This window comes from Streptomyces sp. NPDC046759 (assembly GCF_040645475.1).
Classification (GTDB): Bacteria; Actinomycetota; Actinomycetes; order Streptomycetales; family Streptomycetaceae; genus Streptomyces.
In genome coordinates this window covers 268,585-293,283 of the sequence record NZ_JBEYYJ010000004.1, presented here as the reverse complement: position 1 = coordinate 293,283, position 24,699 = coordinate 268,585, and the positions used below count along the sequence as shown (strand labels likewise).

At 71.2% G+C, this 24,699-nt stretch carries 23 protein-coding genes; 15 read left to right on the top strand and 8 right to left on the bottom strand.

Features of this window, described 5'->3' with window-relative positions; all coding sequences use genetic code 11:
• Nucleotides 1–5: 5 nt before the first annotated feature.
• Entirely contained in the window at nt 6–548 is a 543-nt protein-coding gene (locus tag ABZ919_RS08010; RefSeq protein ID WP_361243974.1) for a DUF6542 domain-containing protein, read from the top strand.
• 128 nt (nt 549–676) lie between these two features.
• Here the strand turns inward: ABZ919_RS08010 and ppgK are convergent, their stop codons facing one another.
• Both ppgK and ABZ919_RS08000 read right to left on the bottom strand, forming a co-directional pair.
• Nucleotides 677–1,423: a polyphosphate--glucose phosphotransferase gene (ppgK, locus tag ABZ919_RS08005; RefSeq protein ID WP_361243972.1), complete on the bottom strand. Its 747-nt coding sequence runs from the start codon at nt 1,421–1,423 to the stop codon at nt 677–679.
• 29 nt (nt 1,424–1,452) lie between these two features.
• The gene (locus tag ABZ919_RS08000; RefSeq protein WP_361244099.1) at nt 1,453–2,469 is read right to left on the bottom strand and encodes a 4-hydroxy-3-methylbut-2-enyl diphosphate reductase; all 1,017 of its coding nucleotides are present in this window, start codon (nt 2,467–2,469) and stop codon (nt 1,453–1,455) included.
• 173 nt (nt 2,470–2,642) lie between these two features.
• On the opposite strand from ABZ919_RS08000, the gene xseA reads away from it, so the two are divergent.
• The 3 genes from xseA (at nt 2,643) to ABZ919_RS07985 (ending at nt 4,805) form a co-directional block, all read left to right on the top strand.
• Nucleotides 2,643–3,851, top strand: coding sequence for an exodeoxyribonuclease VII large subunit (xseA, locus tag ABZ919_RS07995; RefSeq protein WP_361243970.1), 1,209 nt, complete (start codon nt 2,643–2,645; stop codon nt 3,849–3,851).
• Entirely contained in the window at nt 3,848–4,069 is a 222-nt protein-coding gene (locus ABZ919_RS07990; RefSeq protein WP_361243969.1) for an exodeoxyribonuclease VII small subunit, read from the top strand. The genes xseA and ABZ919_RS07990 overlap by 4 nt, the downstream gene beginning before the upstream one ends.
• Before the next feature lie 145 nt (nt 4,070–4,214).
• Entirely contained in the window at nt 4,215–4,805 is a 591-nt protein-coding gene (locus ABZ919_RS07985) for a malonic semialdehyde reductase (RefSeq protein WP_361243967.1), read from the top strand.
• A 124-nt stretch (nt 4,806–4,929) separates the two neighbouring features.
• On the opposite strand, the gene ABZ919_RS07980 is transcribed toward ABZ919_RS07985, so the two are convergent.
• Nucleotides 4,930–5,457: a DUF4245 domain-containing protein gene (locus tag ABZ919_RS07980; RefSeq protein WP_361243965.1), complete on the bottom strand. Its 528-nt coding sequence runs from the start codon at nt 5,455–5,457 to the stop codon at nt 4,930–4,932.
• 127 nt (nt 5,458–5,584) lie between these two features.
• Between ABZ919_RS07980 and glpX the strand changes: the two genes are divergently transcribed.
• Nucleotides 5,585–6,619: a class II fructose-bisphosphatase gene (glpX, locus tag ABZ919_RS07975; protein WP_361243963.1), complete on the top strand. Its 1,035-nt coding sequence runs from the start codon at nt 5,585–5,587 to the stop codon at nt 6,617–6,619.
• A 156-nt stretch (nt 6,620–6,775) separates the two neighbouring features.
• On the opposite strand, the gene ABZ919_RS07970 is transcribed toward glpX, so the two are convergent.
• A complete protein-coding gene (locus tag ABZ919_RS07970) occupies nt 6,776–7,150 on the bottom strand; it encodes a WhiB family transcriptional regulator (RefSeq protein WP_361243961.1) in 375 nt (124 codons plus the stop codon).
• A gap of 173 nt (nt 7,151–7,323) precedes the next feature.
• A complete protein-coding gene (locus tag ABZ919_RS07965) occupies nt 7,324–8,043 on the bottom strand; it encodes a DUF1707 domain-containing protein (RefSeq protein ID WP_361243959.1) in 720 nt (239 codons plus the stop codon).
• A gap of 165 nt (nt 8,044–8,208) precedes the next feature.
• Between ABZ919_RS07965 and ABZ919_RS07960 the strand changes: the two genes are divergently transcribed.
• From ABZ919_RS07960 to ABZ919_RS07945, 4 genes are all read left to right on the top strand, one after another.
• Entirely contained in the window at nt 8,209–9,882 is a 1,674-nt protein-coding gene (locus ABZ919_RS07960) for a fumarate hydratase (protein WP_361243957.1), read from the top strand.
• Between the two features lie 162 nt (nt 9,883–10,044).
• Nucleotides 10,045–10,440, top strand: a complete 396-nt coding sequence (locus ABZ919_RS07955) for a DUF3592 domain-containing protein (protein ID WP_361243955.1) — start codon at nt 10,045–10,047, stop codon at nt 10,438–10,440.
• 146 nt (nt 10,441–10,586) lie between these two features.
• The gene (locus ABZ919_RS07950) at nt 10,587–11,774 is read left to right on the top strand and encodes an FAD-dependent oxidoreductase (protein WP_361243954.1); all 1,188 of its coding nucleotides are present in this window, start codon (nt 10,587–10,589) and stop codon (nt 11,772–11,774) included.
• A gap of 10 nt (nt 11,775–11,784) precedes the next feature.
• The gene (locus ABZ919_RS07945; protein ID WP_361243952.1) at nt 11,785–12,723 is read left to right on the top strand and encodes a sigma-70 family RNA polymerase sigma factor; all 939 of its coding nucleotides are present in this window, start codon (nt 11,785–11,787) and stop codon (nt 12,721–12,723) included.
• 15 nt (nt 12,724–12,738) lie between these two features.
• On the opposite strand, the gene ABZ919_RS07940 is transcribed toward ABZ919_RS07945, so the two are convergent.
• Nucleotides 12,739–12,963 carry a DUF397 domain-containing protein gene (locus ABZ919_RS07940; protein ID WP_361243950.1) on the bottom strand — a complete coding sequence of 75 codons (225 nt, stop codon included), beginning with the start codon at nt 12,961–12,963 and terminating at the stop codon, nt 12,739–12,741.
• Nucleotides 12,956–13,756 carry a helix-turn-helix transcriptional regulator gene (locus tag ABZ919_RS07935; protein WP_361243948.1) on the bottom strand — a complete coding sequence of 267 codons (801 nt, stop codon included), beginning with the start codon at nt 13,754–13,756 and terminating at the stop codon, nt 12,956–12,958. The genes ABZ919_RS07940 and ABZ919_RS07935 overlap by 8 nt, the downstream gene beginning before the upstream one ends.
• 79 nt (nt 13,757–13,835) lie before the next feature.
• On the opposite strand from ABZ919_RS07935, the gene ABZ919_RS07930 reads away from it, so the two are divergent.
• The 3 genes from ABZ919_RS07930 to ABZ919_RS07920 all read left to right on the top strand — a co-directional run bounded on the left by ABZ919_RS07930 (nt 13,836) and on the right by ABZ919_RS07920 (nt 18,414).
• Entirely contained in the window at nt 13,836–15,221 is a 1,386-nt protein-coding gene (locus ABZ919_RS07930) for a class II fumarate hydratase (protein ID WP_361243946.1), read from the top strand.
• Between the two features lie 84 nt (nt 15,222–15,305).
• A complete protein-coding gene (locus ABZ919_RS07925) occupies nt 15,306–15,995 on the top strand; it encodes a DUF402 domain-containing protein (RefSeq protein WP_361243944.1) in 690 nt (229 codons plus the stop codon).
• Between the two features lie 304 nt (nt 15,996–16,299).
• Complete coding sequence (locus ABZ919_RS07920; protein ID WP_361243942.1) at nt 16,300–18,414, top strand: SpoIIE family protein phosphatase; 2,115 nt, start codon at nt 16,300–16,302, stop codon at nt 18,412–18,414.
• A gap of 63 nt (nt 18,415–18,477) precedes the next feature.
• Here the strand turns inward: ABZ919_RS07920 and ABZ919_RS07915 are convergent, their stop codons facing one another.
• Complete coding sequence (locus tag ABZ919_RS07915) at nt 18,478–20,817, bottom strand: transglycosylase domain-containing protein (protein ID WP_361243940.1); 2,340 nt, start codon at nt 20,815–20,817, stop codon at nt 18,478–18,480.
• Between the two features lie 324 nt (nt 20,818–21,141).
• Between ABZ919_RS07915 and ABZ919_RS07910 the strand changes: the two genes are divergently transcribed.
• Genes ABZ919_RS07910 through ABZ919_RS07900 form a run of 3 tightly spaced genes read left to right on the top strand, consistent with a single transcriptional unit; the run spans nt 21,142 to nt 24,688 of the window.
• Nucleotides 21,142–21,666: a PadR family transcriptional regulator gene (locus ABZ919_RS07910; protein WP_361243938.1), complete on the top strand. Its 525-nt coding sequence runs from the start codon at nt 21,142–21,144 to the stop codon at nt 21,664–21,666.
• Nucleotides 21,663–22,352 carry an ABC transporter ATP-binding protein gene (locus ABZ919_RS07905; RefSeq protein ID WP_361243936.1) on the top strand — a complete coding sequence of 230 codons (690 nt, stop codon included), beginning with the start codon at nt 21,663–21,665 and terminating at the stop codon, nt 22,350–22,352. Before ABZ919_RS07910 ends, ABZ919_RS07905 begins: the two co-directional genes overlap by 4 nt.
• The gene (locus ABZ919_RS07900; protein WP_361243934.1) at nt 22,349–24,688 is read left to right on the top strand and encodes an FtsX-like permease family protein; all 2,340 of its coding nucleotides are present in this window, start codon (nt 22,349–22,351) and stop codon (nt 24,686–24,688) included. Before ABZ919_RS07905 ends, ABZ919_RS07900 begins: the two co-directional genes overlap by 4 nt.
• Nucleotides 24,689–24,699: the final 11 nt, after the last annotated feature.

Genomic DNA, 24,699 nt, shown 5'->3' with positions numbered 1-24,699 from the left:
ACAGGATGCGACCTCCGAACGACGGACCGCGACGCGGCACCCCGCAGCAGCCCGCGCACCTGCCTCCACAGGCCAGGGGCCGGACCGGCGGCGAGGGCGGGCCGGGTCAGGGGCCGGGGGCGCGGCGGCCGGGGCGGCGGGGATGGGCCCCCCGGCCGGGTCCGGGGCTACCCGGTACCCGGCTCACCGGGCTCGGCAGCGGGCTGTTCTGCGTCGCCGCGATGTTCCTGCTCGGCTTCCTGGACGAGCTGTTCGGCGGCTCGCTGCCGGTGTACGGCGTGCTGTTCGTGCCGGTGTGCGTCCTGACCGCGCTGTGGGTGCGGGCCGGGGACGTGCTGAGCGCGCCGGTGGTCGTGCCGATCGCGTTCGCCGTGGGGCTGATTCCCCTGGCCGAGGGAGGCGGGGGTCTGCTCGGCCGGCTGATGGGCATCTTCACCGGGCTCGCCACCCAGGCCGGCTGGCTGTACGTCGGGACGCTCGTCGCCGGAGCCGTCGTGCTCGTCCGCCGGGTGCGGTGGGTGCGGGGCCGCCGAGGCCCTCGCGCCTGAGGCGGCGCGCGGTACCCGAGCCGGCCCCGCCACGCCTGAGCCGGCGGGCCGCTTCCAAGCCGAGGTGCCGTACCGTGTCCGCCCCCCGAACCGGAAGGCGGGCGCCGGCGAGCCGGCGCCGCCGGGACCTACGCCTGCTGGGCCGCTCTCATCGCCGCCCCTACGATCCCCGCGTTGTTCTGCAGCTGCGCGGGGACGATCTCGGCCTTGATGCCGTCGATGTGGTGGAGGAACTTCTCGGACTTGCGGCTGACCCCGCCGCCGATGATGAACAGCTCCGGCGAGAACAGCATCTCCACGTGCGCCAGGTACTTCTGGACGCGGCGCGCCCAGTGCTCCCAGCTCAGCCCCTCGTCCTCCTTGGCCTTGCTGGAGGCGCGCTTCTCCGCGTCGTGGCCGCTCAGCTCAAGGTGGCCCAGCTCCGTGTTCGGGACGAGGACGCCGTCCACGAAGACGGCGCTGCCGATGCCGGTGCCGAAGGTGAGCAGGATGACCGTGCCCCCGCGGTCACGGCCGGCGCCGAACTCCATCTCGGCGACGCCCGCCGCGTCCGCGTCGTTGACCACGGTCACCGGCAGGCCGCCCAGCCTGCCGCTGAACAACGCGCGCGCGTCCGTGTCGATCCAGCTCCTGTCGACGTTCGCCGCCGTACGGACCGTGGCGCCGCCCGTGACCACTCCGGGGAAGGTCAGGCCGACCGGGCCGGTCCAGCCGAAGTGGTCGACGACCTGCTTCACCCCGTCGGCGACGCCGGCCGGCGTCGCGGGGTGCGGGGTGAGCACCTTGCACCGCTCCTGGGCCAGGTCGCCCTTGTCCAGGTCCACAGGGGCGCCCTTGATCCCGGATCCGCCGATGTCCACGCCGAAGATCTGCATGGCACCACGTTACGACGGGCGATCGGCCCTCACGCCTCGGAAGTGCCGGTGCCGCCGCGCTCGGCGGCCAGGGCGGCGGCCTCCTCGCGCAGGTCGCGCCGAAGTTCCTTGGGCAGTGAGAAGGTGATGGACTCCTCGGCGGCCTTGACGATCTCCACGTCGCCGTACCCGCGCTCGGCGAGCCACTGAAGGACCTGCTCGACCAGGACCTCCGGGACGGAGGCGCCGGAGGTGACGCCGACGGTGGTCACGCCCTCGAGCCAGGCCTCGTCGATCTCGTCGGCGAAGTCCACCAGGTAGGCCTCGCGGGCGCCGGCGAGCTTGGCGACCTCCACCAGGCGCTTGGAGTTGGAGGAGTTGCGCGAGCCGACGACGAGCACCAGCTCGGCCTCGGCGCCCATCTGCTTCACGGCGAGCTGGCGGTTCTGGGTGGCATAGCAGATGTCGTCGCTGGGCGGGGAGACGAGCCCGGGGAACTTCGTCTTCAGGGCGTCGACGGTCTCCATCGTCTCGTCGACGGAGAGGGTGGTCTGGGAGAGCCAGACGACCTTCGACGGGTCACGGACCTCGACGCCGGCGACGTCCTCGGGGCCGTCGACGAGCTGGATGTGGTCGGGGGCCTCGCCGGAGGTGCCGATGACCTCCTCGTGGCCCTCGTGGCCGATCAGGAGGATGTCGTAGTCCTCCTTGGCGTAGCGGACGGCTTCCTTGTGGACCTTGGTGACCAGCGGGCAGGTGGCGTCGATGGTGGCGAGGCGGCCCTGCTTGGCCTCCTCGTGGACGACGGGGGCGACGCCGTGCGCCGAGAACATGACGATGTTGCCCGGTGGCACCTCCTCCGTCCGCTCGACGAAGACGGCGCCCTTCTTCTCCAGGGTCTGCACGACGTACTTGTTGTGGACGATCTCGTGCCGGACGTAGATCGGGGCCCCGTACTGCTCCAGGGCCTTCTCGACGGCGATCACGGCGCGGTCCACACCGGCGCAGTAGCCCCGGGGGGCGGCGAGCAGGACACGGCGGCCAGACGAAGCGGTCATGGGTCCCATCGTAAGGCCGCGTTCGACGGCGCTGAGCTCGCGTCCGCGGTGCCCTGCGGGGAGCACTGGCGCCCTGTCCGAGACGGAGGACGGCGCCGTCACCGTCACGTGGTCCACGGACTCCTCCTTCCCTCGAGCCCGGCGGCGCTCCCCTGTCAGTACCCGCCGTTACGCTCGACCACATGGCTGCGAACACCACCCCCGAAGCGCCGCTCCCGGTCGGCGAGGTCTCCCGGCTCATCGGGGGATGGATCGACCGGCTCGGGGCGGTGTGGGTCGAGGGGCAGATCACGCAGCTGTCCCGGCGGCCCGGTGCCGGGGTCGTGTTCCTGACGCTGCGCGACCCGTCGTACGACATCTCCGTGAGCGTGACCTGCTACCGGCAGGTCTTCGACGCCGTCGCGGACGTGGTCGGCGAGGGCGCACGCGTCGTCGTCCTGGCGAAGCCGGAGTGGTACGCGCCCAGGGGGCAGCTCTCCCTCCGTGCCGCCGAGATAAGGCCCGTCGGCGTCGGTGAACTGCTGGCCCGGCTGGAACAACTGAAGAAGGCCCTCGCGGCCGAGGGTCTGTTCGCGCCGGAGCGGAAGAAGCCGCTGCCCTTTCTGCCGCAGCTGATCGGGCTCGTCTGCGGCCGCGCCTCCGCCGCGGAGCGCGACGTGCTGGAGAACGCCCGGCACCGCTGGCCCGCCGTCCGCTTCGAGGTGCGCAACGTCCCGGTGCAGGGCGTCCATGCCGTCCCGCAGGTCGTGCAGGCCGTCAAGGAGCTGGACGAGATCGAGGACGTCGACGTCATCGTCGTCGCGCGCGGCGGCGGCAGCGTGGAGGACCTGCTGCCGTTCTCCGACGAGCAGCTCGTGCGGGCGGTGGCCCAGTGCCGTACGCCCGTGGTGTCGGCGATCGGGCACGAGCCGGACAGCCCGCTGCTGGACCTCGTCGCCGATCTGCGCGCCTCCACACCCACCGACGCAGCCAAGAAGGTCGTGCCGGACGTGGGCGAGGAGCTGCAGCGGGTGGGGATGCTGCGGGACCGCGCCCGGCGGTGTCTGAACGCGTTCCTGGAGCGGGAGGAGCGCGGGCTGGCGCACGCGCTGGCCCGCCCCTCGATAGAGGATCCGCACCGGATGGTCGACGAGCGCGCGGACCATGTGTCCTCTCTCGTCGAGCGGAGCCGGCGCACCCTCGGCCATCTCCTGGACCGCGCGGACTCGGAGCTGACGCACACCCACGCGCGCGTGGTGGCGCTCTCCCCCGCGGCGACGCTCAAGCGTGGTTACGCGGTGCTGCAGAAGGCGGACGGGCATGTGGTGCGCGAACCGGACGAGGTGACGCCGGGCGAGGCGCTGCGGGCCCGTGTCGCCGATGGAGAATTCACAGTGAAGGTAGGCGAATGACCAGCAAGGTGGACGAAGCGCTCTCGTACGAGCAGGCGCGGGACGAGTTGATCGAGGTCGTACGACGCCTGGAGGCGGGCGGTACGACACTGGAGGAGTCCCTGGCGTTGTGGGAGCGCGGCGAGGAGCTGGCCAAGGTGTGCCGGCGCTGGCTGGAGGGGGCGCGGGCCCGGCTGGACGCGGCACTGACCGAGGAGGCCGAGGAGGACGCCGAGTAGGCGTCGGCCCGCACGTGTGAACCAGGCCACCACAGCCCGACATTTGTTGAAGGTTGAACTTCACCTGTCGTAGAGTCATGCCGTCAGGTCATCCGGACCACGGTCCGGTACGCCGCAGCACGACCCCCACCTAGGAAGCTCACCCATGTCTCTCGTTCTTGACCCCGCCGCACAGGACCTGCTGTTCCGCGAGGCCCGCACCGCGAACACCTTCACCGACGAACCGGTGACCGAGGAGCAGGTCCAGGCGATCTACGACCTGGTCAAGTACGGCCCCACCGCCTTCAACCAGAGCCCGCTGCGCATCACCCTGGTCCGCTCCGCGGAAGCCCGTGAGCGCCTGGTGCAGCACATGGCCGAGGGCAACCAGCCGAAGACGGCCGCCGCCCCGCTGGTCGCGATCCTCTCCGCGGACAACGAGTTCCACGAGGAGCTGCCGACCCTGTTCCCGCACTTCCCGCAGGCCAAGGACGTGTTCTTCAGCGAGCGTGCGGCCCGTGAGGGCGCCGCGACCCTGAACGCCGCCCTGCAGGCCGCCTACTTCATCATCGGCGTCCGCGCGGCCGGCCTCGCCGCCGGCCCGATGACCGGTCTCGACTTCGAGGGCGTGCGCAAGGAGTTCCTGGACGACGACCACACCCCGCTGATGGTCGTCAACATCGGCAGGCCGGGCCCGGACGCCTGGTTCCCGCGCTCGCCGCGCCTGGGGTACGAGGACGTCGTCACCACCGTCTGAGCCACCCGGCTCCGCAGGCCACACGAAGAGGCCCCCGGCACCGCCGGGGGCCTCTTCTTCTCCATGGGCCGTCTCCACCACGGGCCGCCTCCTGGACGGCTCACTGCGTCTTCAGCGGGACGGCTCACTGCGTCTTCAGCGCCGCCGCCATCTTCGCCAGCTCCGCGAAGGACCCGGTACCGGCCACCACGGTGGTGGAGCCCCGCGAGCCGTTCAGCACCAGGGCGTCGTAGCGGCCGCCGGTGTAGCGGGTCCAGGTGCGGCCGCCGATCGTCTCGGTCTTCTCCGTGGCCGACGCGCCCTGGCTGGCGTCGTCGATGAAGGCGGCCCGCTTCTCGGTGGACTGCTCGACCTGCACGTACTGGCTGTCCGGGGTCTGGAAGCCCAGGTGCCAGCGGTCGCCGTTCTCGCCCTGGAAGCGTACAGAGGTCGCTTTCCAGGTACTCGGCAGTCCCTCGGGTGCGGCCACCGGATAGCTCGCCGCGCGACGGGCGGTGGTCAGTTCGACCTGGTAGTCGACCCGCGGGAGATCGGGAGCGTGATCGTCGTGCGGGATGCCGAGGAAGTACACGACCGACGCCGCGATGCCGATCACGGCCAGGGAGAGAATCATGTCCCGGGCCGTCTTCTGCTTACCGTTCGAACCTGCCACGCCCCCTATCGTCGCAGGTGCCCCAAGCGCTCATCCGTGGGGTCCCCTGCTCATTTTGTCTGCCTAACGATAGAGTCAGGCGCAACTCCCTCATCCGGCCGTCGTCGTATCAGAAAGGTGCGCTCCGATGACCGAAAATCATCACCTGCCGTCCGAGCTCGATGTTCCCTCCGAGGCTCCCGACCGCAACCTCGCCCTGGAACTCGTCCGGGTGACCGAAGCCGCCGCCATGGCCGCCGGCCGCTGGGTGGGGCGCGGCGACAAGAACGGCGCCGACGGCGCCGCGGTGCGCGCCATGCGGACCCTCGTCTCCACCGTGTCGATGAACGGCGTCGTCGTCATCGGCGAGGGTGAGAAGGACGAGGCCCCGATGCTCTTCAACGGCGAGCACGTGGGCGACGGCACCGGCCCCGAGGTCGACATCGCCGTCGACCCGATCGACGGCACCACGCTGACCGCCAAGGGCATGCCCAACGCGATCGCCGTCCTCGCCGCCGCCGAGCGGGGCGCCATGTTCGACCCGTCCGCCGTGTTCTACATGGACAAGCTGGTCACCGGCCCGGAGGCCGCCGACTTCGTCGACATCGACGCGCCGGTGGCCGTGAACATCAAGCGGATCGCCAAGGCGAAGAAGGCCACCCCGGAGGACGTCACCGTCGTCATCCTCGACCGGCCGCGGCACGAGGGCCTGATCCGGGAGGTCCGCGAGGCCGGCGCCCGCATCAAGCTGATCTCCGACGGCGACGTCGCCGGTTCGGTGTACGCGCTGCGCGAGGGCACCGGCGTCGACCTGCTGCTCGGCATCGGCGGCACGCCGGAGGGCATCATCTCGGCCTGCGCCGTGAAGTGCCTGGGCGGCACGATCCAGGGCAAGCTGTGGCCCAAGGACGACGAGGAGCGTGCGCGGGCCATCGACGCCGGCCACGACCTGGACCGCGTGCTGACCACCGACGACCTGGTGTCCGGCGAGAACGTGTTCTTCGTCGCCACCGGCATCACCGACGGTGAGCTGCTGCGGGGCGTGCGCTACCGGTCGGAGACCGCGCTGACCGAGTCGATCGTGATGCGGTCGAAGTCCGGGACGGTGCGGAAGATCGACTCCGAGCACCGGCTGAAGAAGCTGCGGGCCTACAGCGCGATCGATTTCGACCGCGCCAAGTAGGTCCGGCGCGAAGGGCGCCCGAGCGACGGGCGCCCGAGCGGAGGGGGCGCGTGGAGCGCCGGCGGCTGCGGATCATCCGTGGCTGCTCGCGCAGTTCCCCGCGCCCGTGACGAGCGCCCCCCTGTGCGGAGGGGGGCGCTCCGTGCTTCCGCCGAGCTAACCCGCTATGCGGTTGGCCGTCGCCCGCGACGCCTTCTTCAGTTCCATCTCCCGGCGGCGGCGCCTGGCCAGCACGACCCGGCGTTCCGCCGCCGTGAGGCCGCCCCAGACACCGTACGGCTCGGGCTGCAGCAGGGCGTGTTCGCGGCATTCGACCATCACCGGGCAGCGGGCACAGACGCGCTTGGCCGCTTCTTCGCGGGAGAGGCGGGCGGCGGTCGGCTCCTTCGACGGGGCGAAGAACAGACCCGCCTCGTCGCGCCGGCACACCGCCTCGGTGTGCCAGGGAGCGTCTTGATCCCTGTCTCGCGCTGGCACCCGCTGGGCCGGAACGGCAGCGACCTGCAGGGACGAATGCGGCGGTTGCAGCACGGTCTACTCCTGACGACGGCTTCGCGAGCGAGACACGATGCAGCAAGGCCTACCCGCTGTGCGCGCGCCTATGCACAGAGTTCCCAACCGTAGGCGCGCGGCGGCTCGTTCGCGCCCCTGCCGGGCGGCACAACAGGACCGGAACCTTCCGGTCACCCGCGGATTCGCGACCGTCAACGGTCCAGGTGTTTGCGCAGCTTCCGGTCGACCTTGTCGTGGACCCGCTCCAGCTTCCGGTCGACCTTGCCCTGCACCCGCTCCAGGATGTCCGCCACCCGCTTGCCGCGCCGGGGGCGCGCCTCGACGTTGCCGAGTACGGCCCAGCCGTCGACGTAGACGACCGGCGCGTCGGACTCGACCGAGTCGAGCGTGTCCACCTCGAAGTTACCGAGGACGCCGCCCCCGGTGCCGCGCAGCGACACATTCTCCGGGACGCGGATCTGGACGTCGCCGAAGACCGACACGGCCTTGATCACGACCTGCTGGTACTCGAAGATCGCCTCACTGAGGTCGATCTCGACGCTGCCGAAGATCGAGTACGCATGGATCCGGCGGCCCGCGTGCCAGCGGCCCCGGCGCACGGCGCTGCTGAAGACGGCCACCACGCTGGCGTCGGCCTCGGCGGGGATCGCGCCCGGGGTGGGCCGGGACGGGGCGGGCGTCCAGCCGGGGACGGACGGCCGCCGGTGGGCGGCGGGCAGGTCCCGGATGAAGACCTCCAACTCGCCCACCGTCTTGGCGTGCAGCACGCCGTCCACGCGCTCGGCGTGCTCGTCGGCGGTCAGCCGGCCCTCGGCGAGGGCCTCGCGGAGGATGTCGGCGATGCGATCACGGTCGGCGTCCGAGGCACGCAGCTCGGAGACCGGCGCTTCGGTGTGCTTCTGAAGGTCCACGACCGCAGCGTACCGAAACGCGATAGATCGCGACTAGGGGGTGCGCAACCCCGGCGTGCCGAACTGAGCCTTACCTCACAGGTTCCGCGTCGGCGGCAGGTTCTAGGCTGGTGAGGCCCGCCAGCGTCGGCGGGCGCCGTCCGTCAGAGTGAGGAATGGGCTGAGATGCCTGAGTTCGCGTACACCGATCTGCTCCCCCAGGGAGAGGACACCACCCCGTACCGGCTGGTGACGTCCGAGGGCGTCTCCACCGTCGAGGGCCCGGACGGGCGGACGTTCCTCAAGGTGGAGCCGGAGGCGCTGCGCAAGCTGGCCGAGGAGGCCGTCCACGACATCCAGCACTACCTGCGCCCGGCCCACCTCGCCCAGCTGCGCCGCATCATCGACGACCCCGAGGCGTCGAGCAACGACAAGTTCGTCGCCCTCGACCTGCTGAAGAACGCGAACATCGCGGCGGCCGGCGTGCTCCCCATGTGCCAGGACACCGGCACCGCGATCGTCATGGGCAAGCGCGGGCAGAACGTGCTGACGGAGGGCGGCGACGAGGAGGCGCTGAGCCGCGGCATCTACGACGCCTACACCAAGCTGAACCTGCGCTACTCGCAGATGGCTCCGCTCACCATGTGGGAGGAGAAGAACACCGGCTCCAACCTCCCGGCCCAGATCGAGCTGTACGCCACCGACGGCGGCGCCTACAAGTTCCTGTTCATGGCGAAGGGCGGCGGCTCGGCCAACAAGTCCTTCCTCTACCAGGAGACCAAGGCCGTCCTGAACGAGGCCTCCATGATGAAGTTCCTGGAGGAGAAGATCCGTTCGCTGGGTACGGCCGCCTGCCCGCCGTACCACCTGGCGATCGTCGTCGGCGGCACCAGCGCCGAGTACGCGCTGAAGACCGCCAAGTACGCCTCCGCGCACTACCTGGACGAGCTGCCCGCCGAGGGCTCGCCGCTCGGCCACGGCTTCCGGGACAAGGAGCTGGAGGAGAAGGTCTTCGAGCTGACCCAGAAGATCGGCATCGGGGCGCAGTTCGGCGGCAAGTACTTCTGCCACGACGTCCGCGTGGTCCGCCTGCCCCGGCACGGCGCGTCCTGCCCGGTCGCCATCGCCGTCTCCTGCTCGGCCGACCGCCAGGCCGTCGCGAAGATCACCGCCGAGGGCGTGTTCCTGGAGCAGCTGGAGACCGACCCGGCGCGGTTCCTGCCGGAGACGACCGACGAGCACCTCGAGTCGGACGACGACGTGGTCAAGATCGACCTCAACCAGCCGATGGACACGATCCTCGCCGAGCTGACCAAGTACCCGGTCAAGACCCGTCTGTCCCTCACCGGCCCGCTGGTCGTGGCCCGTGACATCGCCCACGCCAAGATCAAGGAGCGGCTGGACGCGGGCGAGGAGATGCCGCAGTACCTGAAGGACCACCCGGTGTACTACGCGGGCCCGGCGAAGACCCCCGAGGGCTACGCCTCCGGTTCCTTCGGCCCGACCACGGCCGGCCGCATGGACTCCTACGTGGAGCAGTTCCAGGCGGCGGGCGGCTCCAAGGTGATGCTGGCGAAGGGCAACCGCAGCAAGCAGGTCACCGACGCGTGCAACGTCCACGGCGGCTTCTACCTCGGCTCCATCGGCGGCCCCGCGGCCCGCCTCGCCCAGGACTGCATCAAGAAGGTCGAGGTGCTGGAGTACGAGGAGCTGGGCATGGAGGCCGTCTGGAAGATCGAGGTCGAGGACTTCCCGGCGTTCGTCGTCGTGGACGACAAGGGCAACGACTTCTTCACTTCGCGGGAACCTGAGCAGCCGACGTTCACCAGCATTCCGGTGCGGGGCCCCGGCCTGTCCTGAGCCCCCTGGGGGACTACCGGCCGCTCGCGGCCCTCGCCACGACCACGTGAGCCCGAGGATCCGGTGTGCCGACACACCTTCGTGAACCATCGGGCCGCGTGCCGCGTCCTCCTGATGCCCGGCCGGCGCCGGGGGCGCTGTGCGAGGGAGGGCAGGGGACGGATGACGGGTGAAACGATCGGTGTCGGGCTGGCCGTATCGGTGGGCCTGGTGAGTCTGTGGGCCGGTGTGCGGGAGGCACGGCTGCAGATGCGGCTGAGCCGCTACGGGGTGCACGCCGAGGGGGTGGTCGTGGACCAGGCGCATGAGCCGGGGGACGACCGTTCGACGCCCGTCATCGAGTTCACCGACCGGCAGGGCCGGCCCGTCAGGTTCCGGCCCTGCGCGACGGGGACGGGGCTGGCCCTGAGAACCCATGTGCCGGTCGTCTACCTGCCCGAAAGGCCGGGCAGCTCAAGGGTGTTCACCCGGAAGTACCGCCTGTCCCCGATCGTCGGCCTGTTCGCCGGAGCGGCGATGTTCCTCGGCGTCGCGGCGGGGGTCGTGCTCACGCGCTGAGCTCGATCTGCTCGAGGCGGGCCCGGGCGCCCGTCGGAGGCTCAGCCGCTCACCTCGGTTCGGTGACCCGCATCACACGCGGCTCCTGTCAGCAATCGGGGCGCCGTCTCGTTCAAGGGGCACGCGAACGAGACAGGAGCATCGCCATGAAGCACCGCATCGTCGTACTCGGCGCCGGGTACGCCGGGGCCTTCGCCGCCGGAAATCTGGCCCGCCGGCTGTCCCCCGACGACACCGAGATCACCGTCGTCAACGCCGCGCCCGACTTCGTCGAGCGGATGCGGCTCCACCAGCTCGCCGTCGGCCGGGACCTCAAGTCCCGCAAGCTCGCCGACGTGTTCGCGGGCACCGGGGTGCGGCTGTGTCTGGCGCGCGTCACCGGCATCGACCCCGAGCGCAGGACAGTCGCCGTGACCGGTGAGGACGGCGGCGAGCTCACGTACGACACCCTTCTCTACGCGCTCGGCAGTTCCGTGGCCCACCATGGCGTGCCCGGCGCGGCGGAGTACGCCTTCGACGTGACCGGCCGGTCCTCGGCGCTGCGTCTGCGGGAGCGCCTGACGGATCTGGGCGAGGGCGGCACCGTGCTGGTCGTCGGTGAGGGGCTGACCGGCATCGAGACCGCCACCGAGTTCGCCGAGTCCCGGCCCGACCTCTCGGTCGCGCTCGCCGCCCGCGGCGAGCTGGGCGCCTGGCTCTCCCCGAAGGCCCGCCGTCACCTGCGCCGGGCCTTCGACCGGCTCGGCGTCACGGTCCACGAGCACACCGGCATCGAAGCCGTCGAGCCGACCCGGGTGATCGCCGCCGACGGTGCGTCCATCCCGGCCGACGTGACCGTGTGGGCGGCCGGGTTCGCCGTCCACCCCATCGCGGCTGCCGGCGGCCTGGAGGTCGCCGAGACCGGCCAGATCGTCGTCGACCGAACGATGCGCTCGATTTCGCACCCGGACGTCTACGCCGCCGGTGACAGCGCCTACGCGATCGGCGAGAACGGCCGGCCGCTGCCGATGTCCTGCGCCTCGGCCGGCTTCACCAACATGCAGGCGACTGCCGCGATCATCGCGCGCCTGACGGGCACCGAGGTCCCGGCCACCGGGCTGAAGTACTACGGCAACCACATCAGCCTCGGGCGGCGGGACGCGATCTTCCAGATGGTCGACGAGGACGTCCGGTCGAAGTCCTGGTACCTGGGCGGCCGGACCGCCGCGTGGCTCAAGTCGGGCGTGCTCAAGGGGGCCGGGTGGGGCGTCGCCCATCCGACCTTCGGCATGCCGAAGCGCAGGCGCCGCCTGGCCACCGCGCCCGACCGGGCCGGTGTGAAGGCCGCCGCATAGGCTCCTGCGCATGGACAGCGCAGCCGTCGATCGATTCGAGGCCGGCCGGGGCCGGCTGGCCTCGCTCGCGTACCGTCTGCTCGGCTCGGCCGCCGACGCCGAGGACGCCGTGCAGGACACGTTCCTGCGCTGGCAGGCCGCGGACCGGGAACGCATCGAGGTGCCGGAAGCCTGGCTCACCAAGATCGTCACCAATCTCTGCCTCGACCGGCTCCGCTCGGCGCAGGCGCGCCACGAGCGCGCCGTCGGAGACTGGCTGCCCGAGCCACTCCTCGAGGGCGACCCGATGCTCGGCCCTGCCGAGACCTTCGAGCAGCGCGAATCGGTGTCGTTGGCCGTACTGACCCTCATGGAGCGCCTCTCGCCGGTCGAGCGGGCCGCTTACGTCCTGCGCGAGGCCTTCTCGTACTCCCACGCCGAGATCGCCGGGATCCTCGACATCACGGAGTCCGCGAGCCAGCAGCACGTCCACCGGGCCCGACGCCGGGTCGCCGCCGAGCGCCGCGGCAGCCACGAGGTGGACCCCGTGTCCGCGCGCGGGATCGTCGAGGAGTTCCTCGTCGCGGCCACGTCGGGGCGCACCGAACGGCTGGTGGCGATGCTCACCGCCGACGCGACCGCGGTCTCGGACGGCGCCGGACTGGCCAGGCGGCTGCTGCGGTACACCACGCGCGAGCGCATCGCCTCCTACGTGCGGGCCGGCTTCAAGCCCACTCCGGCGAAGCGGCGGCTGGCCGGCGGCTCCCCTGCGATGCACATCGCGCTGGTCAACGGCTCCCCGGCCGTCCTCGCCGTGGTCGACGACCGGATCGTGGGCGCCGTGGTGTTCGAGGTCGTTGACGGCAAGGTCACGTCCCTGCGCGGCATCGCCGCAGCGGACCGGCTCGCGCGCCTCAACGAGGCCTGGCGGCAGCACGTACCCGACGCGCCGGTCATCGCTGCATGGTGACCGCGGACAGGCGCCTCAGACGCCGAACTCCGCCGCCTGCACCGCGCAGACGAACGACGACCAGGCCGACCGGCCGAAGACGACGGCCGGACCCTGCGGGGCCTTGGAGTCCCGCACGGGGAGGCCGTGGGGGTGGTGGTCGAGGGCTTCCAAGCAGTTGCCCTCGTCTCCGCCGCTGTAGGAAGACTTGCGCCAGCCCTTCAGCACCGAGGCGTCCGGGATGATGCGCTGGTCAGTCATGATGGCCGTAGTCCTTCGCGATCGACCGCAGCAGAGCGAGTGATTCTTTCTGCGGCAGGGCTTCTCCCAACACGAGATGGTAGGCCGCTTGAAAGCGCTCGACCAGGGCCGGTTCGTCGTGCACCACGCCTGTATGCAGCGCTTCGACGTAGGCAGCGGGAGGCTGATCCTCGAACCACATCAGCTTGACGCCACTCACGAGAAGCGGGTGGCAGCCCGCCCCAAGGGGCACCACGTGCATGCGCATCCGCTCGGCCTCCACCAGCCGTACCAGGTGGATGACCTGATCCGCCATCACCTCTGGCCCGCCGATCGGCCGCCGCAGTGCAGCCTCGTCCAGGAGCAGCCAGACCACCGGGCTGCCAGGACTCTCGAGGATCCGCGCTCGATCGAGCCGTGTGGCGACGGCCTTGGCTCGCTCCTCCTTGCACAAGGGCGGATACGAACCGTCCCGCAACACTGCATCCGCATAAGCCTCGGACTGGAGAAAGCCGGGCACGAGTGACAGCGCGAACTCCCGGATCACCGAGGCCTGTTGCTCCAGTGCCATCGCCGCCTCGAAGTGCGCCGCCACCGGTCTACGCTCATTCCCCGGCCGGAAGCTGGTCAACGCGCCCCCCGTGTCGAGCACCCGATCCAACCTCCGCGCATCCTCCTCCGACGGCACCCTCCTCCCCGCCTCGATGTGCGCGATGTGCGTGCGCGACATGATCACCGCGTCCGCCAGCTGTTGCTGCGTCAGCCCCGCCGCCTCCCGCTGCTCCCGGAGCCAGTCACCGTACGCCGTCGCCACGAGGCACCCCTTTGCAGTCGTTCACTCACTCAGCGTAAGGGCCGGGAACAAGCAGACACCCCTGCTCGCTATAAGTCCCATGAACGACTACCGCATCGAGCACGACTCCATGGGCGAGGTCCGCGTTCCGGCCGCCGCCAAGTGGCGCGCCCAGACCCAGCGTGCCGTCGAGAACTTCCCCGTCTCCGGGCAGCGTCTCGAACGCGCCCACATCGAGGCGCTGGCCCGGATCAAGGGCGCAGCCGCGAAGGTGAACGCGCAGCTCGGCGTGGTCGACAAGGAGATCGCCGAGGCCATCCAGGAGGCCGCGGCCGAGGTCGCCGGCGGACAGTGGGACGAGCACTTCCCGGTGGACGTCTTCCAGACGGGCTCCGGCACCTCTTCCAACATGAACACGAACGAGGTCATCGCCACCCTCGCCGGTGAACGGCTCGGCCGGGACGTGCACCCGAACGACCACGTGAACGCCTCGCAGTCGTCCAACGACGTGTTCCCGTCGTCCATCCACATCGCCGCCACCGCCGCCGTCACCCACGATCTGATCCCGGCCCTGGAGCACCTCGCCGCCTCCCTGACCCGCAAGTCCGAGGAGTTCGCCGACGTCGTCAAGTCCGGGCGGACCCACCTCATGGACGCCACGCCCGTCACGCTGGGCCAGGAGTTCGGCGGGTACGCGGCCCAGGTGCGGTACGGCGTCGAGCGGCTGCGGGCCTCCCTGCCCCGCCTCGCCGAGCTGCCGCTGGGCGGCACCGCCGTCGGCACCGGCATCAACACCCCGCCCGGATTCTCCGCAGCCGTCATCCAGGAGGTCGCCCGGGCCACCGGGCTGCCGCTCACCGAGGCCCGCGACCACTTCGAGGCGCAGGGCGCCCGGGACGGGATCGTGGAGACCAGCGGGCAGCTGCGGACCATCGCGGTCGGACTGACCAAGATCGCCAATGATCTGCGGTGGATGTCGTCCGGGCCGCGCACCGGGCTCGCCGAGATCCGGCTGCCCGACCTTCAGCCGGGGTCGTCCATCATGCCGGGCAAGGTCAACCCGGTCGTGCCGGAGGCCGTGCTGATGGTCGCCGCCCAGGTCGTCGGCAACGACGCCACCATCGCCACGGCCGGCGCCGCGGGCAACTTCGAGCTGAACGTCATGCTGCCGGTGATCGCCAAGAACGTGCTCGAGTCGATCCGGCTGCTCGCCAACGTCTCGCGGCTGCTGGCCGACCGGACGATCGACGGCATCACCGCCGACCGGGAGCGGACCCGCGAGTACGCGGAGTCGTCCCCGTCCGTGGTGACCCCGCTCAACAAGTACATCGGCTACGAGGAGGCCGCGAAGGTCGCCAAGAAGTCCCTCGCCGAGCGGAAGACGATCCGCGAGGTCGTGCTGGAGAGCGGGTACGTCGAGCGCGGTGTGCTGACGGTGGAACAGCTCGACGAGGCGCTGGACGTCCTGCGGATGACGCACCCGTGACCGCCGGCGAACGTTTCCGGCCACGGGCGCGCAACCGTGACGTGCACCGCAGCGTCGTATGTCTACGGCACCTAAAATCTGTCCATGACGGACGACGGAGCGATGACACGCGTGGACGCGGGACCTGCGAGCCGCTGGACCCCGGGGGCCCGGATCCTGTGGCGCTACCGGGAGAACGCCGGTGAGCGCTTCCACATCGCCCGGCCCGTCACCGTCGTGCGTGACGACGCCGACCTGCTCGCCGTATGGCTGGCTCCGGGTACCGAGTGCATGAAACCGGCCCTGGCCGACGGCAGGCCCGTGCAGGAGGAGCCGTTGGAGTCCCGCTACACCCAGCCGCGCACGGTGCAGCGGGACCGGTGGTTCGGCACGGGCGTGCTGAAGCTCGCCCAGCCCGGCCGTCCCTGGTCGGTGTGGCTGTTCTGGGAGCCGGGCTGGCGGTTCAAGAACTGGTATGTCAACCTCGAGGCACCCCTGGCCCGTTGGTCGGGCGGGGTGGACTCGGAGGACTACTTCCTGGACATCTCCGTGCACCCCGACCGCAGCTGGCACTGGCGCGACGAGGACGAGTTCACGCAGGCCCAGCGGGACGGGCTGATGGACGCGGCGACCGCCGAGCGGGTCCGGGCGGCCGGGCGGGACGCGGTCGAGGTGATCGAGGCCTGGGGGCCGCCGTTCGCGGACGGCTGGCAGCACTGGCGCCCGGATCCGTCCTGGGCGGTACCTTCTCTCCCCGAGGACTGGGACCGTACGCCCGCGCACGTGTCCTCATGAGACCCTTGATGCGCCCCCGGGCACGAAACGTAGGATCGTCCTCCGCAAGGGCGCATACAAGCAACTCCGGGAGCATGGGCCGGGCTTGACCGAACGTCACCGAGGGGCGGCAGGACGTGAGCGAGGGGCAGCAGGGCACCACCACCGTCGGCCGTGCCGCCAGGCCCGGTCCCGCCGGTGACACCAGCACTATCTCTGACCGCGCGGGAATTCCGTTCCTGGGGCACGCATTGCGGGTATCGGGATTTCTGCGGGACCAACTGCGCGCCGGGCGCGCAGTCCCGGACGGATGGATGCGACACGCGTGACGGAGCAGCCCACCTCCTTCGAGCGCCCCCAGGGCGCCGACCCCGCGGAGGCCCGCGGGGCGCTCCTGCGTACCCCGAAACCGGCCGGCACCCCGGCTTTACCGGCGCAGGCACGGGCCGACGGCACGCCGTCCGGACCGGGGACGGCCGCGCCCGGCGGCAAGGGAAAGCCCGGCAAGGGGACGCGGTCCCCGGTCGGCAAGGGGAAGGAGCCCCAAGTCAACGGCCCCGAGCACTCCCAGCCCGCCGCCACAGAGCCCGGCGCACACCGCCCGCGCCCCGCATCGGAGGGCATTCCGCCGCAGCCAGGCGCCGAGCAGGAGCGGGCGCCGGGCGGTCAGGAGCGCCGTACCGGGCAGGGGCTGCCTCCGGGCCGGCCGATGCCGATGCGGCGCGACGGGGACCGGCTGAGATTCGTGGGCGCGGCCACCCGGCGGATCGCGCGCGGCCTCGATCTGGACGAGATCGTGATGGGGCTGTGCCGGGCGACCGTGCCGACGTTCTCGGACGCGATCCTGGTCTACCTGCGGGATCCGCTGCCGGTCGGCGACGAGCGGCCCACCGGTCCGGTGGTGCTGCGGCTGCGCCGTTCCGACCGGATACCGGAGGAGCGGGACACCGAGGGTGTCCTGCTGCCGCCCGCCTTCGAGCCCGAGCCGGAGCCGAGCGCGCTGGCCGAGCTGTCCTCGCTCACCACCGAGCTGTGCGAGGTGCGGCCCGGTGGCGCGCTGAACGAGGTGCTGCGTGGGGTGCGGCCGGTGTTCGCCGACGCGCCCGCCGCCCGGGCCGCGCTGCCCGAGCTGCTCGGTGACTGCTCCGAGGCGGTCGTACCGTCCGGGCAGCACGCGATCCTCGCTCCGCTGCGCGGGCGGCGCCGGGTGATCGGGGCCGCGCTGTTCCTGCGCCGCCCGGAGCGGCTGGCGTTCGAGGCCGACGATCTGCTGGTGGCGGCCCAGTTGGCCACGCACAGCGCGCTCGGCATCGACAAGGCGGTGCTGTACGGCCGTGAGGCCTACATCGCCGACGAGCTGCAGCGCACCATGCTGCCCGAGACACTGCCGCGGCCCACGGGTGTGCGGCTCGCGTCCCGGTACCTGCCGGCTGCGGAGACCGCCCGGGTCGGCGGTGACTGGTACGACGCGATCCCGCTGCCCGGCAGCCGGGTCGCGCTGGTCGTCGGTGACGTCATGGGCCACTCCATGACCTCGGCGGCGATCATGGGGCAGCTGCGCACCACCGCGCAGACGCTGGCCGGGCTCGACCTGCCGCCGCAGGAGGTGCTGCACCACCTGGACGAGCAGGCGCAGCGGCTCGGCACGGACCGCATGGCGACCTGTCTGTACGCGGTCTACGACCCGGTCACGCACCGCATCACCATCGCCAACGCCGGCCATCCGCCGCCCGTTCTGCTGCACCTGGGCGGCCGGGCCGAGGTGCTGCGGGTGCCGCCGGGCGCGCCGATCGGGGTCGGCGGGGTCGACTTCGAGGCGGTCGAGCTGGACGCGCCCGCCGGGGCCACGCTGCTGCTCTACACCGACGGGCTGGTGGAGTCCCGGCTGCGGGACGTGTGGACCGGCATAGAGCAGCTGCGGGAGAAGCTCGCCGCGACCGCCCAGTTGACCGGCCCGGACCACCCGCCGCCGCTGGAGGCCCTGTGCGACGAGGTCCTCGACATGCTCGGCCCGGGCGACCGGGACGACGACATCGCGCTGCTCGCGGCCCGCTTCGACGGGATCGCGCCGAGCGATGTCGCCTACTGGCGGCTGGAGCCGGAGGAGACGGCCCCCGGCCAGGCCCGCCGGCTGGCCCGGCGCGCGCTCGCCCGCTGGGACCTGGAGGACCTGACGGACTCGGTGGAGCTGCTGGTCAGTGAGGTCGTGACGAACGCGGTGCGGTATGCGTCCCGGCCGGTGACCCTGCGGCTGCTGCGCACGGACGTGCTGCGCTGCGAGGTCGGTGACGACGTGCCGCAGCTGCCGCGGCTCCGGCAGGCCCGGGCCACGGACGAGGGCGGCCGCGGCCTGTACCTGGTCAACAAGCTGGCCAGGCGCTGGGGCGCGACCCGGCTGAGCACCGGCAAGGTGGTGTGGTTCGAGCTGAACCGGGGCTGACGGCCCCGCACATGGGCGAAGGGCGCCCGGGGAGTTCCCGGGCGCCCTTCGCGTGTAGCGCTCCTACTGGCCGAAGTTCCCACGGCCGCCCGGATCGAGCGGGTTCTCCGGGGTGGTGTTGTCCGAGGGTTCGGTCGGCGGCGGCGACGACTGAGTCGGCGGCGGTGAGGACGACTGGCTCGGCGGCGGCGACGAGGAGTGGCTCGGCGACGGCGGCGTCGAGTGGCTCGGCGACGGCGACGAGGAACGGCTCGGCGACGGCGACGTCGAGTGGCTCGGCGACGGCGAGGTGGACTGCGAGGGCTGGACGGCCGCGCCCTGGGTGGTGTCCAGGTCGAACTTGCTGACGTCACCCATCGCGTCGAAGGTGTAGGCGGCCCAGATCTTCGCGGGGTAGCCACCGCCGTTGATGCGGCCGGTTCGGCCGGAAGGGTTGAGGGGGCCGGTCGCACCCGTCAGCGGAACCTGCGCGTGGGTCTTGGAGTCCTCGCCGAACAGGCCGACCGAGGTGACCAGGCCGGGCGTGTAGCCGGTGAACCAGGCCGACTTGTTGTTGTCGGACGTACCCGTCTTGCCGGCGACCTGCTGGCCGTCGCGCGCCGAGTTGCCCGCCACCGAGTCGCTGGCCGTACCGTCGTCGACCACACCGGTGAGCACCGAGGTGACCGTGTCGGCGGCCACGCGGGGGATCACCTGGTCACCGATCGGGTCCGGCAGGGTGACGCTGGTGTCCTTGTGCTCGGCCGACTTGATGATCGCCGGGGTCACCTTCTTGCCGTGGTTGTCGAAGGTCGCGTAGATGCCGGCCATCTCCAGCGGGCTGGCGCCCATGGAGCCCAGCGTCTGCGCGGGGACCGGCTCCATGCCCTTGGTGTCCATGCCGAGCTGGCCGGCCACGGCCATCACCTGTTTCATGCCCACGTCGACGCCCATCTGCGCGAAGACGGAGTTGACGGACTGGTTCATGGCCTTCTGGACGGTGATGGGGCCGTAGTCGGTGTGGTCCTCGTTGGGCGGGCCGAAGCCCACCTTGCTGCCGTGGTCCTCGACCTGGCGGCCGCTGGTGCCGTCGTAGATCGTGCTCGCCGTGATGGGCTGACCCTCCTGCGTGTGCGCGCCCTCGGCCAGGGCGGCGGCGAGGATCACCGGCTTGAAGGTGGAGGCGGGCTGGTAGTCGCGGCGGGTCGCGTTGTTGTAGAAGTGCTTGAAGTAGTCCGTGCCGCCGTACATGGCGAGGACCTTGCCCGTGCTCGGGTCGACGGACACGGCACCGGGCTGGACGTCGCCGTCGACGGAGCGCTTCTTCGGGTCCAGCTTGCTGGTCAGCTGCTCGGTGACGGACCGCTCCAGCTCACGCTGCTTCTTCTTGTCGATGTTGAGCGTGATGGTCCAGCCGCCCTTCTTCACCAACGCTTCGGCGTCACCGAGGGAGTTGGCCCTGCCCTGGGCGACCAGCTGCTTCTCCAGCGCCGTGTTGGCCGCGTCCACCAGGTAGCCGGTCTGCCCCTTCATGCCGGGCGCCGCCTTGGGGGACTTCGGCTCCGGGAAGGTCATGGCCTGGCGCTTGCCGGCGTCCAGCCAGTGCTGCTTGACCATGTTGTCCAGGACGTAGTTCCAGCGCGCCTTCGCCAGCCGCTTGCCGGTGTCGCTCGCGAGGGCCCAGTCGTACTGGTTCGGCGCCTGGAGCAGCGCGGCCAGGTAGGCGCCCTCCTGAACCTTCAGGTCCTTGGCGTCCTTGTGGTAGTACGCCTGTGCCGCGGCCTGGATGCCGTAGGCACCGCGGCCGTAGTAGCTGGTGTTGATGTAGCCCGCGAGGATGTAGTCCTTGGACTTCTGGCGGTCCAGCTTCAGCGAGATGACCAGTTCCTTCAGCTTGCGCGAGACGGTCTGGTTCTGGTCCAGGTAGTAGTTCTTGACGTACTGCTGGGTGATGGTCGAACCGCCCTGTGTGCCGTGCCCCATGAGGGTGTTGAGCACACCGCGGGCGGTGCCTCTCAGGTCGACGCCGACGTCGTGGTAGAAGGTCTTGTTCTCGGCCGCGACGAAGGTGCGCTGGACGTCCTTGGGGACCTCGGCGAGGTCGACGCTCTCCCGGTTGAGCTGGCCGGTGCGGGTGAGCATCGTGCCGTCGCTGTACTTGTAGATGTTGCTCTGCAGTTGGGCGGTGGCGTTGCCCTGCGGGATGTCCACGTACATGTACAGCCCGATGAAGGCCGCGATCACCAGCAGGCACAGGCCGAAGAACGTGCCGAGGACCTTCTTCCAGGTGAACAGCCGCCGTATTCGGCCCTTCTGAGGCCTGGCGCCGGCCGGGGCACCTGCCGTGGGGTCGGGGCGGCGGCGCCTGGGCGCCGCGCGGCGGCCACCGCGCTGTCGCGCTCGTCTGTCTTCCGCTCGTCCCATCGGTCCCTACGCTCGCTTCCGTCTCGGGGTCAGCTCCGAAAGCTAACACCCCCCTATATGACAAAGGGCGTCCGATCCGTTCTTTTACGGACGTGACAATCAGCACCTCGCCCCAAGGGAACCGACGGTTCTGGAGGCCGCGGGGTTGCCTCGGGCCGCAGAAGTGTGGGCTCGTCGCCGCGGGCGTCGCGGCATCCGCCGGAGGCGGGCCGCCTGTTTCGGAACCGTGACAATCGGTTCCCACCTGCACCTCGGTACAGCACGCCATGGTCTCCCCACTCCGCGTATACATGCCGCGTATACACCATGTGTAGAGTGCTGGACATGTCCATCGGTCACACCCTCTTGGGGCTCCTGGAGTCGGGTCCGCGTCACGGCTACGACCTGAAGCGGGCCTTCGACGAGAAGTTCGGTCACGACCGGCCGTTGCACTACGGCCAGGTCTACTCCACGATGTCGCGGCTGCTGAAGCACGGCCTCGTGGAAGTCGACGGCATCGAGGCGGGCGGCGGCCCCGAGCGGAAGCGGTACGCCATCACCGACGCCGGCGTCACGGATGTCGAGCGCTGGCTCGCCACCCCGGAGAAGCCGGAGGAGTACCTCCAGTCGACCCTCTACACCAAGGTCGTCCTCGCGCTCCTCACGCACCGCGACGCGGCCGACATCCTCGACACCCAGCGTGCCGAGCACTTGCGCAGCATGCGGATCCTGACGGACCGCAAGCGCAAGGGCGACCTCGCGGACCAGCTGGTCTGCGACCACGCCCTGTTCCACCTGGAGGCCGACCTGCGCTGGCTGGAACTGACCGCCGCGCGCCTCGACAAGCTGCGCGCGGAGGTGGCCCGGTGACCGCTCCCCCCGGCTCCCTGCTCGCCGCCGAGGACCTGCGCAAGGCGTACGGCCCCACCCTCGCCCTCGACGGTGCCGAGTTCTCCATCCACCCCGGCGAGGTCGTCGCCGTGATGGGCCCCTCCGGCTCCGGCAAGTCGACGCTGCTGCACTGCCTCGCCGGCATCGTCCCGCCGGACTCCGGCTCCATCGTCTACGACGGCCGTGAACTGAGCGGCATGAGCGACGCCGCACGCAGCGCGCTGCGCCGCAGCGAGTTCGGGTTCGTCTTCCAGTTCGGCCAGCTCGTGCCCGAGCTGACCTGTGTGGAGAACGTGGCGCTGCCGCTGCGGCTGAACGGCCGCCCCCGCAAGGAGGCCGAGCGGGCCGCGCTCACCTGGATGGAACGCCTGGAGGTGGACGATCTCAGGGGCAAGCGGCCCGGCGAGGTCTCCGGCGGCCAGGGGCAGCGGGTCGCGGTGGCCCGGGCTCTGGTCACCGGGCCGCGCGTGGTGTTCGCCGACGAGCCGACCGGCGCCCTCGACTCCCTCAACGGCGAGCGCGTCATGGAACTGCTGACGGACGCGGCCCGCTCCACCAACGCGGCGGTCGTCCTGGTCACCCACGAGGCCAGGGTGGCCGCCTACTCCGACCGGGAGATCGTCGTACGTGACGGCAGGTCGCGGGACATGGAGCGCATCGTATGAATGCCCGCCAATGGTCGAGGGACCTCGGCATGGGGGTGCGGTTCGCCGTCACCGGCGGGCGGGAGGGCTGGATCCGGGTCCTGCTGACGGCGGTCGGCGTCGGGCTCGGCGTGGCGCTGCTCCTGCTGACGACCGCCGTCCCGAACGCGCTGGCGGTGCGCCACGACCGCGACGAGGCGCGCCTGGACTACACCTACGGCCCCAAGCGGCCGAAGGCCGCGAACACCCTGGTGATCTCCGACTCCGACACGACGTACCACGGCGAGGACGTCCGTGGCCGGCTGGTGGAGCCGGAGGGCCCGCGGGCACCGATGGCACCGGGCCTGTCGACCTACCCGGCGCCGGGCGAGATGGTGGTCTCGCCCGCGCTGAAGGAACTGCTCGGCTCCGGTGCCGGGAAGCTGCTGCGGGCACGGCTGCCGTACCGGATCGCCGGGACGATCGGTGAGTCCGGGCTCGTCGGCTCGCGCGAACTCGCCTACTACGCCGGCGCGAAGAACCTGGCCTCGCGCATCGACGGCTACGGCACGGCCCGCATCAGCGAGTTCGGGCACCCGCAGGCGTCGGGGTCGTCGAACACGCTGGACCCGGTCCTGATCCTGCTGGTGCTGGTCGTCTTCGTGGTGCTGCTGATGCCGGTCGCCGTCTTCATCGCCACCGCCGTACGGTTCGGCGGTGAGCGGCGCGACCGCAGGCTGGCCGCGTTGCGGCTGGTCGGCTCCGACATCCGGATGACCCGGCGGATCGCGGCGGGCGAGGCGCTCGCGGGATCGCTGGTCGGGCTGGTCTTCGGCACCGCCTTCTTCCTGCTCGGCCGGCAGCTCGCGGGCTCGGTGGAGATCCTGGGCATCAGCGTGTTCCCCAGCTATCTCAACCCCACGCCCGCGCTGGCCGCCCTGGTCGCGGTCGCCGTCCCGGCGGCGGCGGTACTGGTGACGCTGTTCGCGCTGCGCGGGGTGGCCATCGAGCCGCTGGGCGTGGTCCGCTCCGCCAAGCAGCGGCGCCGCCGGCTGTGGTGGCGGCTGCTGCTGCCGCTGGGTGGTCTGGCGATGCTCGCCCCGATGATCGGGCAGGGCCGCTCGAACGGCAACTTCAACCAGTACCTGGTGATCGGCGGTGTCCTGCTGCTGCTCCTCGGCGTGACCGTGCTGCTGCCGTGGATCGTGGAGGCGGTGGTGGCCCGGCTGGGCCGCGGCGGCATGGCCTGGCAACTGGCGGTACGACGGCTGCAGCTGAAGAGCGACTCGGCGGCCCGCATGGTCAACGGCATCGCGGTCGCGGTGGCCGGGGCGATCGCGATGCAGATGCTGTTCGCGGGCGTCCAGGGCGACTACACCAAGAGCACCGCGCAGGACACCGACCGGGTGCAGATGCAGGTCAACCTGCCGCGGGGCGTGCCCTTCCTGACGGCCGCCGAGAGGTTCTCCGCGACCAGGGGCGTGCGGAAGGCGACCGCGCTGGGCAGCACCGAGCTGGGCGACCGGGACTGGAAGCGCGGGCCGAACGCCACGGTGGAGGCGACCGTCGGCACCTGCGACTCCCTGCGGCAGGTGGCGCGGCTGACGTCCTGCCGCGACGGGGACGTCTTCGTGGCCACGGGCGGGGACGGCGACGACCGGACGGCCGAGCTCGGCCGGCCGGGCCGCAGGCTCCACATCGACACGGTCAACGGTACGGGCCGGGGCCAGGACGTCCTCTGGACCGTGCCGGCCGGCCTGAAGCAGGCCCGCGCGATCACCGGGCCCAACGGGACCAAGGACAACGGCATCCTGCTGACACCGGCCGCCGTGCCCGACCGGATGAGCCGCCTCCTGTCCGGGGCGGTGTACCTCAAGCTCGACGAGTCCGTGCCGGACACGGACGAGTACGTCCGCAACACGGCCGCGGCGGTGGACCCGTTGGCGGACGCGATGGTGTGGTCGAGCACCGAACGGTCGAAGCAGTTCACCTCCATCCGCACCGGTACGTTCGCCGGCGCCATCTGCGTACTGGCGCTGATCGGCGCGAGTCTGCTGGTCTCCCAGCTGGAGCAGCTGCGCGAGCGCAGACGCCTGCTGTCGGCGCTGGTCGCCTTCGGCACCCGGCGGCGCACTCTCGGGATGTCGGTGCTGTGGCAGACGGCGATCCCGGTCGCCCTGGGCCTGCTGCTCGCCGCGGCCGTCGGGCTGACCCTCGGCACGGTGCTGCTGGAGATGGCGGGCGCGTCCCTGTCCGTGGACTGGTCGGGCGTGCTGTCGATGACCGGCGCCGGTGCGGCGGTGGTCCTCACGGTCACCCTGCTGAGCCTGCCACCGCTGGTACGGCTGATGCGGCCGGAAGGGTTGCGCACGGAGTAGTGCGGCGGGCC

Excerpts from the sequence above, each read along its gene's own strand:
- ABZ919_RS08010 (WP_361243974.1), top strand. The coding sequence starts at position 6 with ATGCGACCTCCGAACGACGGACCGCGACGCGGCACCCCGCAGCAGCCC.
- ppgK (WP_361243972.1), bottom strand. The coding sequence starts at position 1,423 with ATGCAGATCTTCGGCGTGGACATCGGCGGATCCGGGATCAAGGGCGCC.
- ABZ919_RS08000 (WP_361244099.1), bottom strand. The coding sequence starts at position 2,469 with ATGGGACCCATGACCGCTTCGTCTGGCCGCCGTGTCCTGCTCGCCGCC.
- xseA (WP_361243970.1), top strand. The coding sequence starts at position 2,643 with ATGGCTGCGAACACCACCCCCGAAGCGCCGCTCCCGGTCGGCGAGGTC.
- ABZ919_RS07990 (WP_361243969.1), top strand. The coding sequence starts at position 3,848 with ATGACCAGCAAGGTGGACGAAGCGCTCTCGTACGAGCAGGCGCGGGAC.
- ABZ919_RS07985 (WP_361243967.1), top strand. The coding sequence starts at position 4,215 with ATGTCTCTCGTTCTTGACCCCGCCGCACAGGACCTGCTGTTCCGCGAG.
- glpX (WP_361243963.1), top strand. The coding sequence starts at position 5,585 with ATGACCGAAAATCATCACCTGCCGTCCGAGCTCGATGTTCCCTCCGAG.
- ABZ919_RS07960 (WP_361243957.1), top strand. The coding sequence starts at position 8,209 with ATGCCTGAGTTCGCGTACACCGATCTGCTCCCCCAGGGAGAGGACACC.
- ABZ919_RS07955 (WP_361243955.1), top strand. The coding sequence starts at position 10,045 with ATGACGGGTGAAACGATCGGTGTCGGGCTGGCCGTATCGGTGGGCCTG.
- ABZ919_RS07950 (WP_361243954.1), top strand. The coding sequence starts at position 10,587 with ATGAAGCACCGCATCGTCGTACTCGGCGCCGGGTACGCCGGGGCCTTC.
- ABZ919_RS07945 (WP_361243952.1), top strand. The coding sequence starts at position 11,785 with ATGGACAGCGCAGCCGTCGATCGATTCGAGGCCGGCCGGGGCCGGCTG.
- ABZ919_RS07940 (WP_361243950.1), bottom strand. The coding sequence starts at position 12,963 with ATGACTGACCAGCGCATCATCCCGGACGCCTCGGTGCTGAAGGGCTGG.
- ABZ919_RS07930 (WP_361243946.1), top strand. The coding sequence starts at position 13,836 with ATGAACGACTACCGCATCGAGCACGACTCCATGGGCGAGGTCCGCGTT.
- ABZ919_RS07925 (WP_361243944.1), top strand. The coding sequence starts at position 15,306 with ATGACGGACGACGGAGCGATGACACGCGTGGACGCGGGACCTGCGAGC.
- ABZ919_RS07915 (WP_361243940.1), bottom strand. The coding sequence starts at position 20,817 with ATGGGACGAGCGGAAGACAGACGAGCGCGACAGCGCGGTGGCCGCCGC.
- ABZ919_RS07910 (WP_361243938.1), top strand. The coding sequence starts at position 21,142 with ATGTCCATCGGTCACACCCTCTTGGGGCTCCTGGAGTCGGGTCCGCGT.
- ABZ919_RS07900 (WP_361243934.1), top strand. The coding sequence starts at position 22,349 with ATGAATGCCCGCCAATGGTCGAGGGACCTCGGCATGGGGGTGCGGTTC.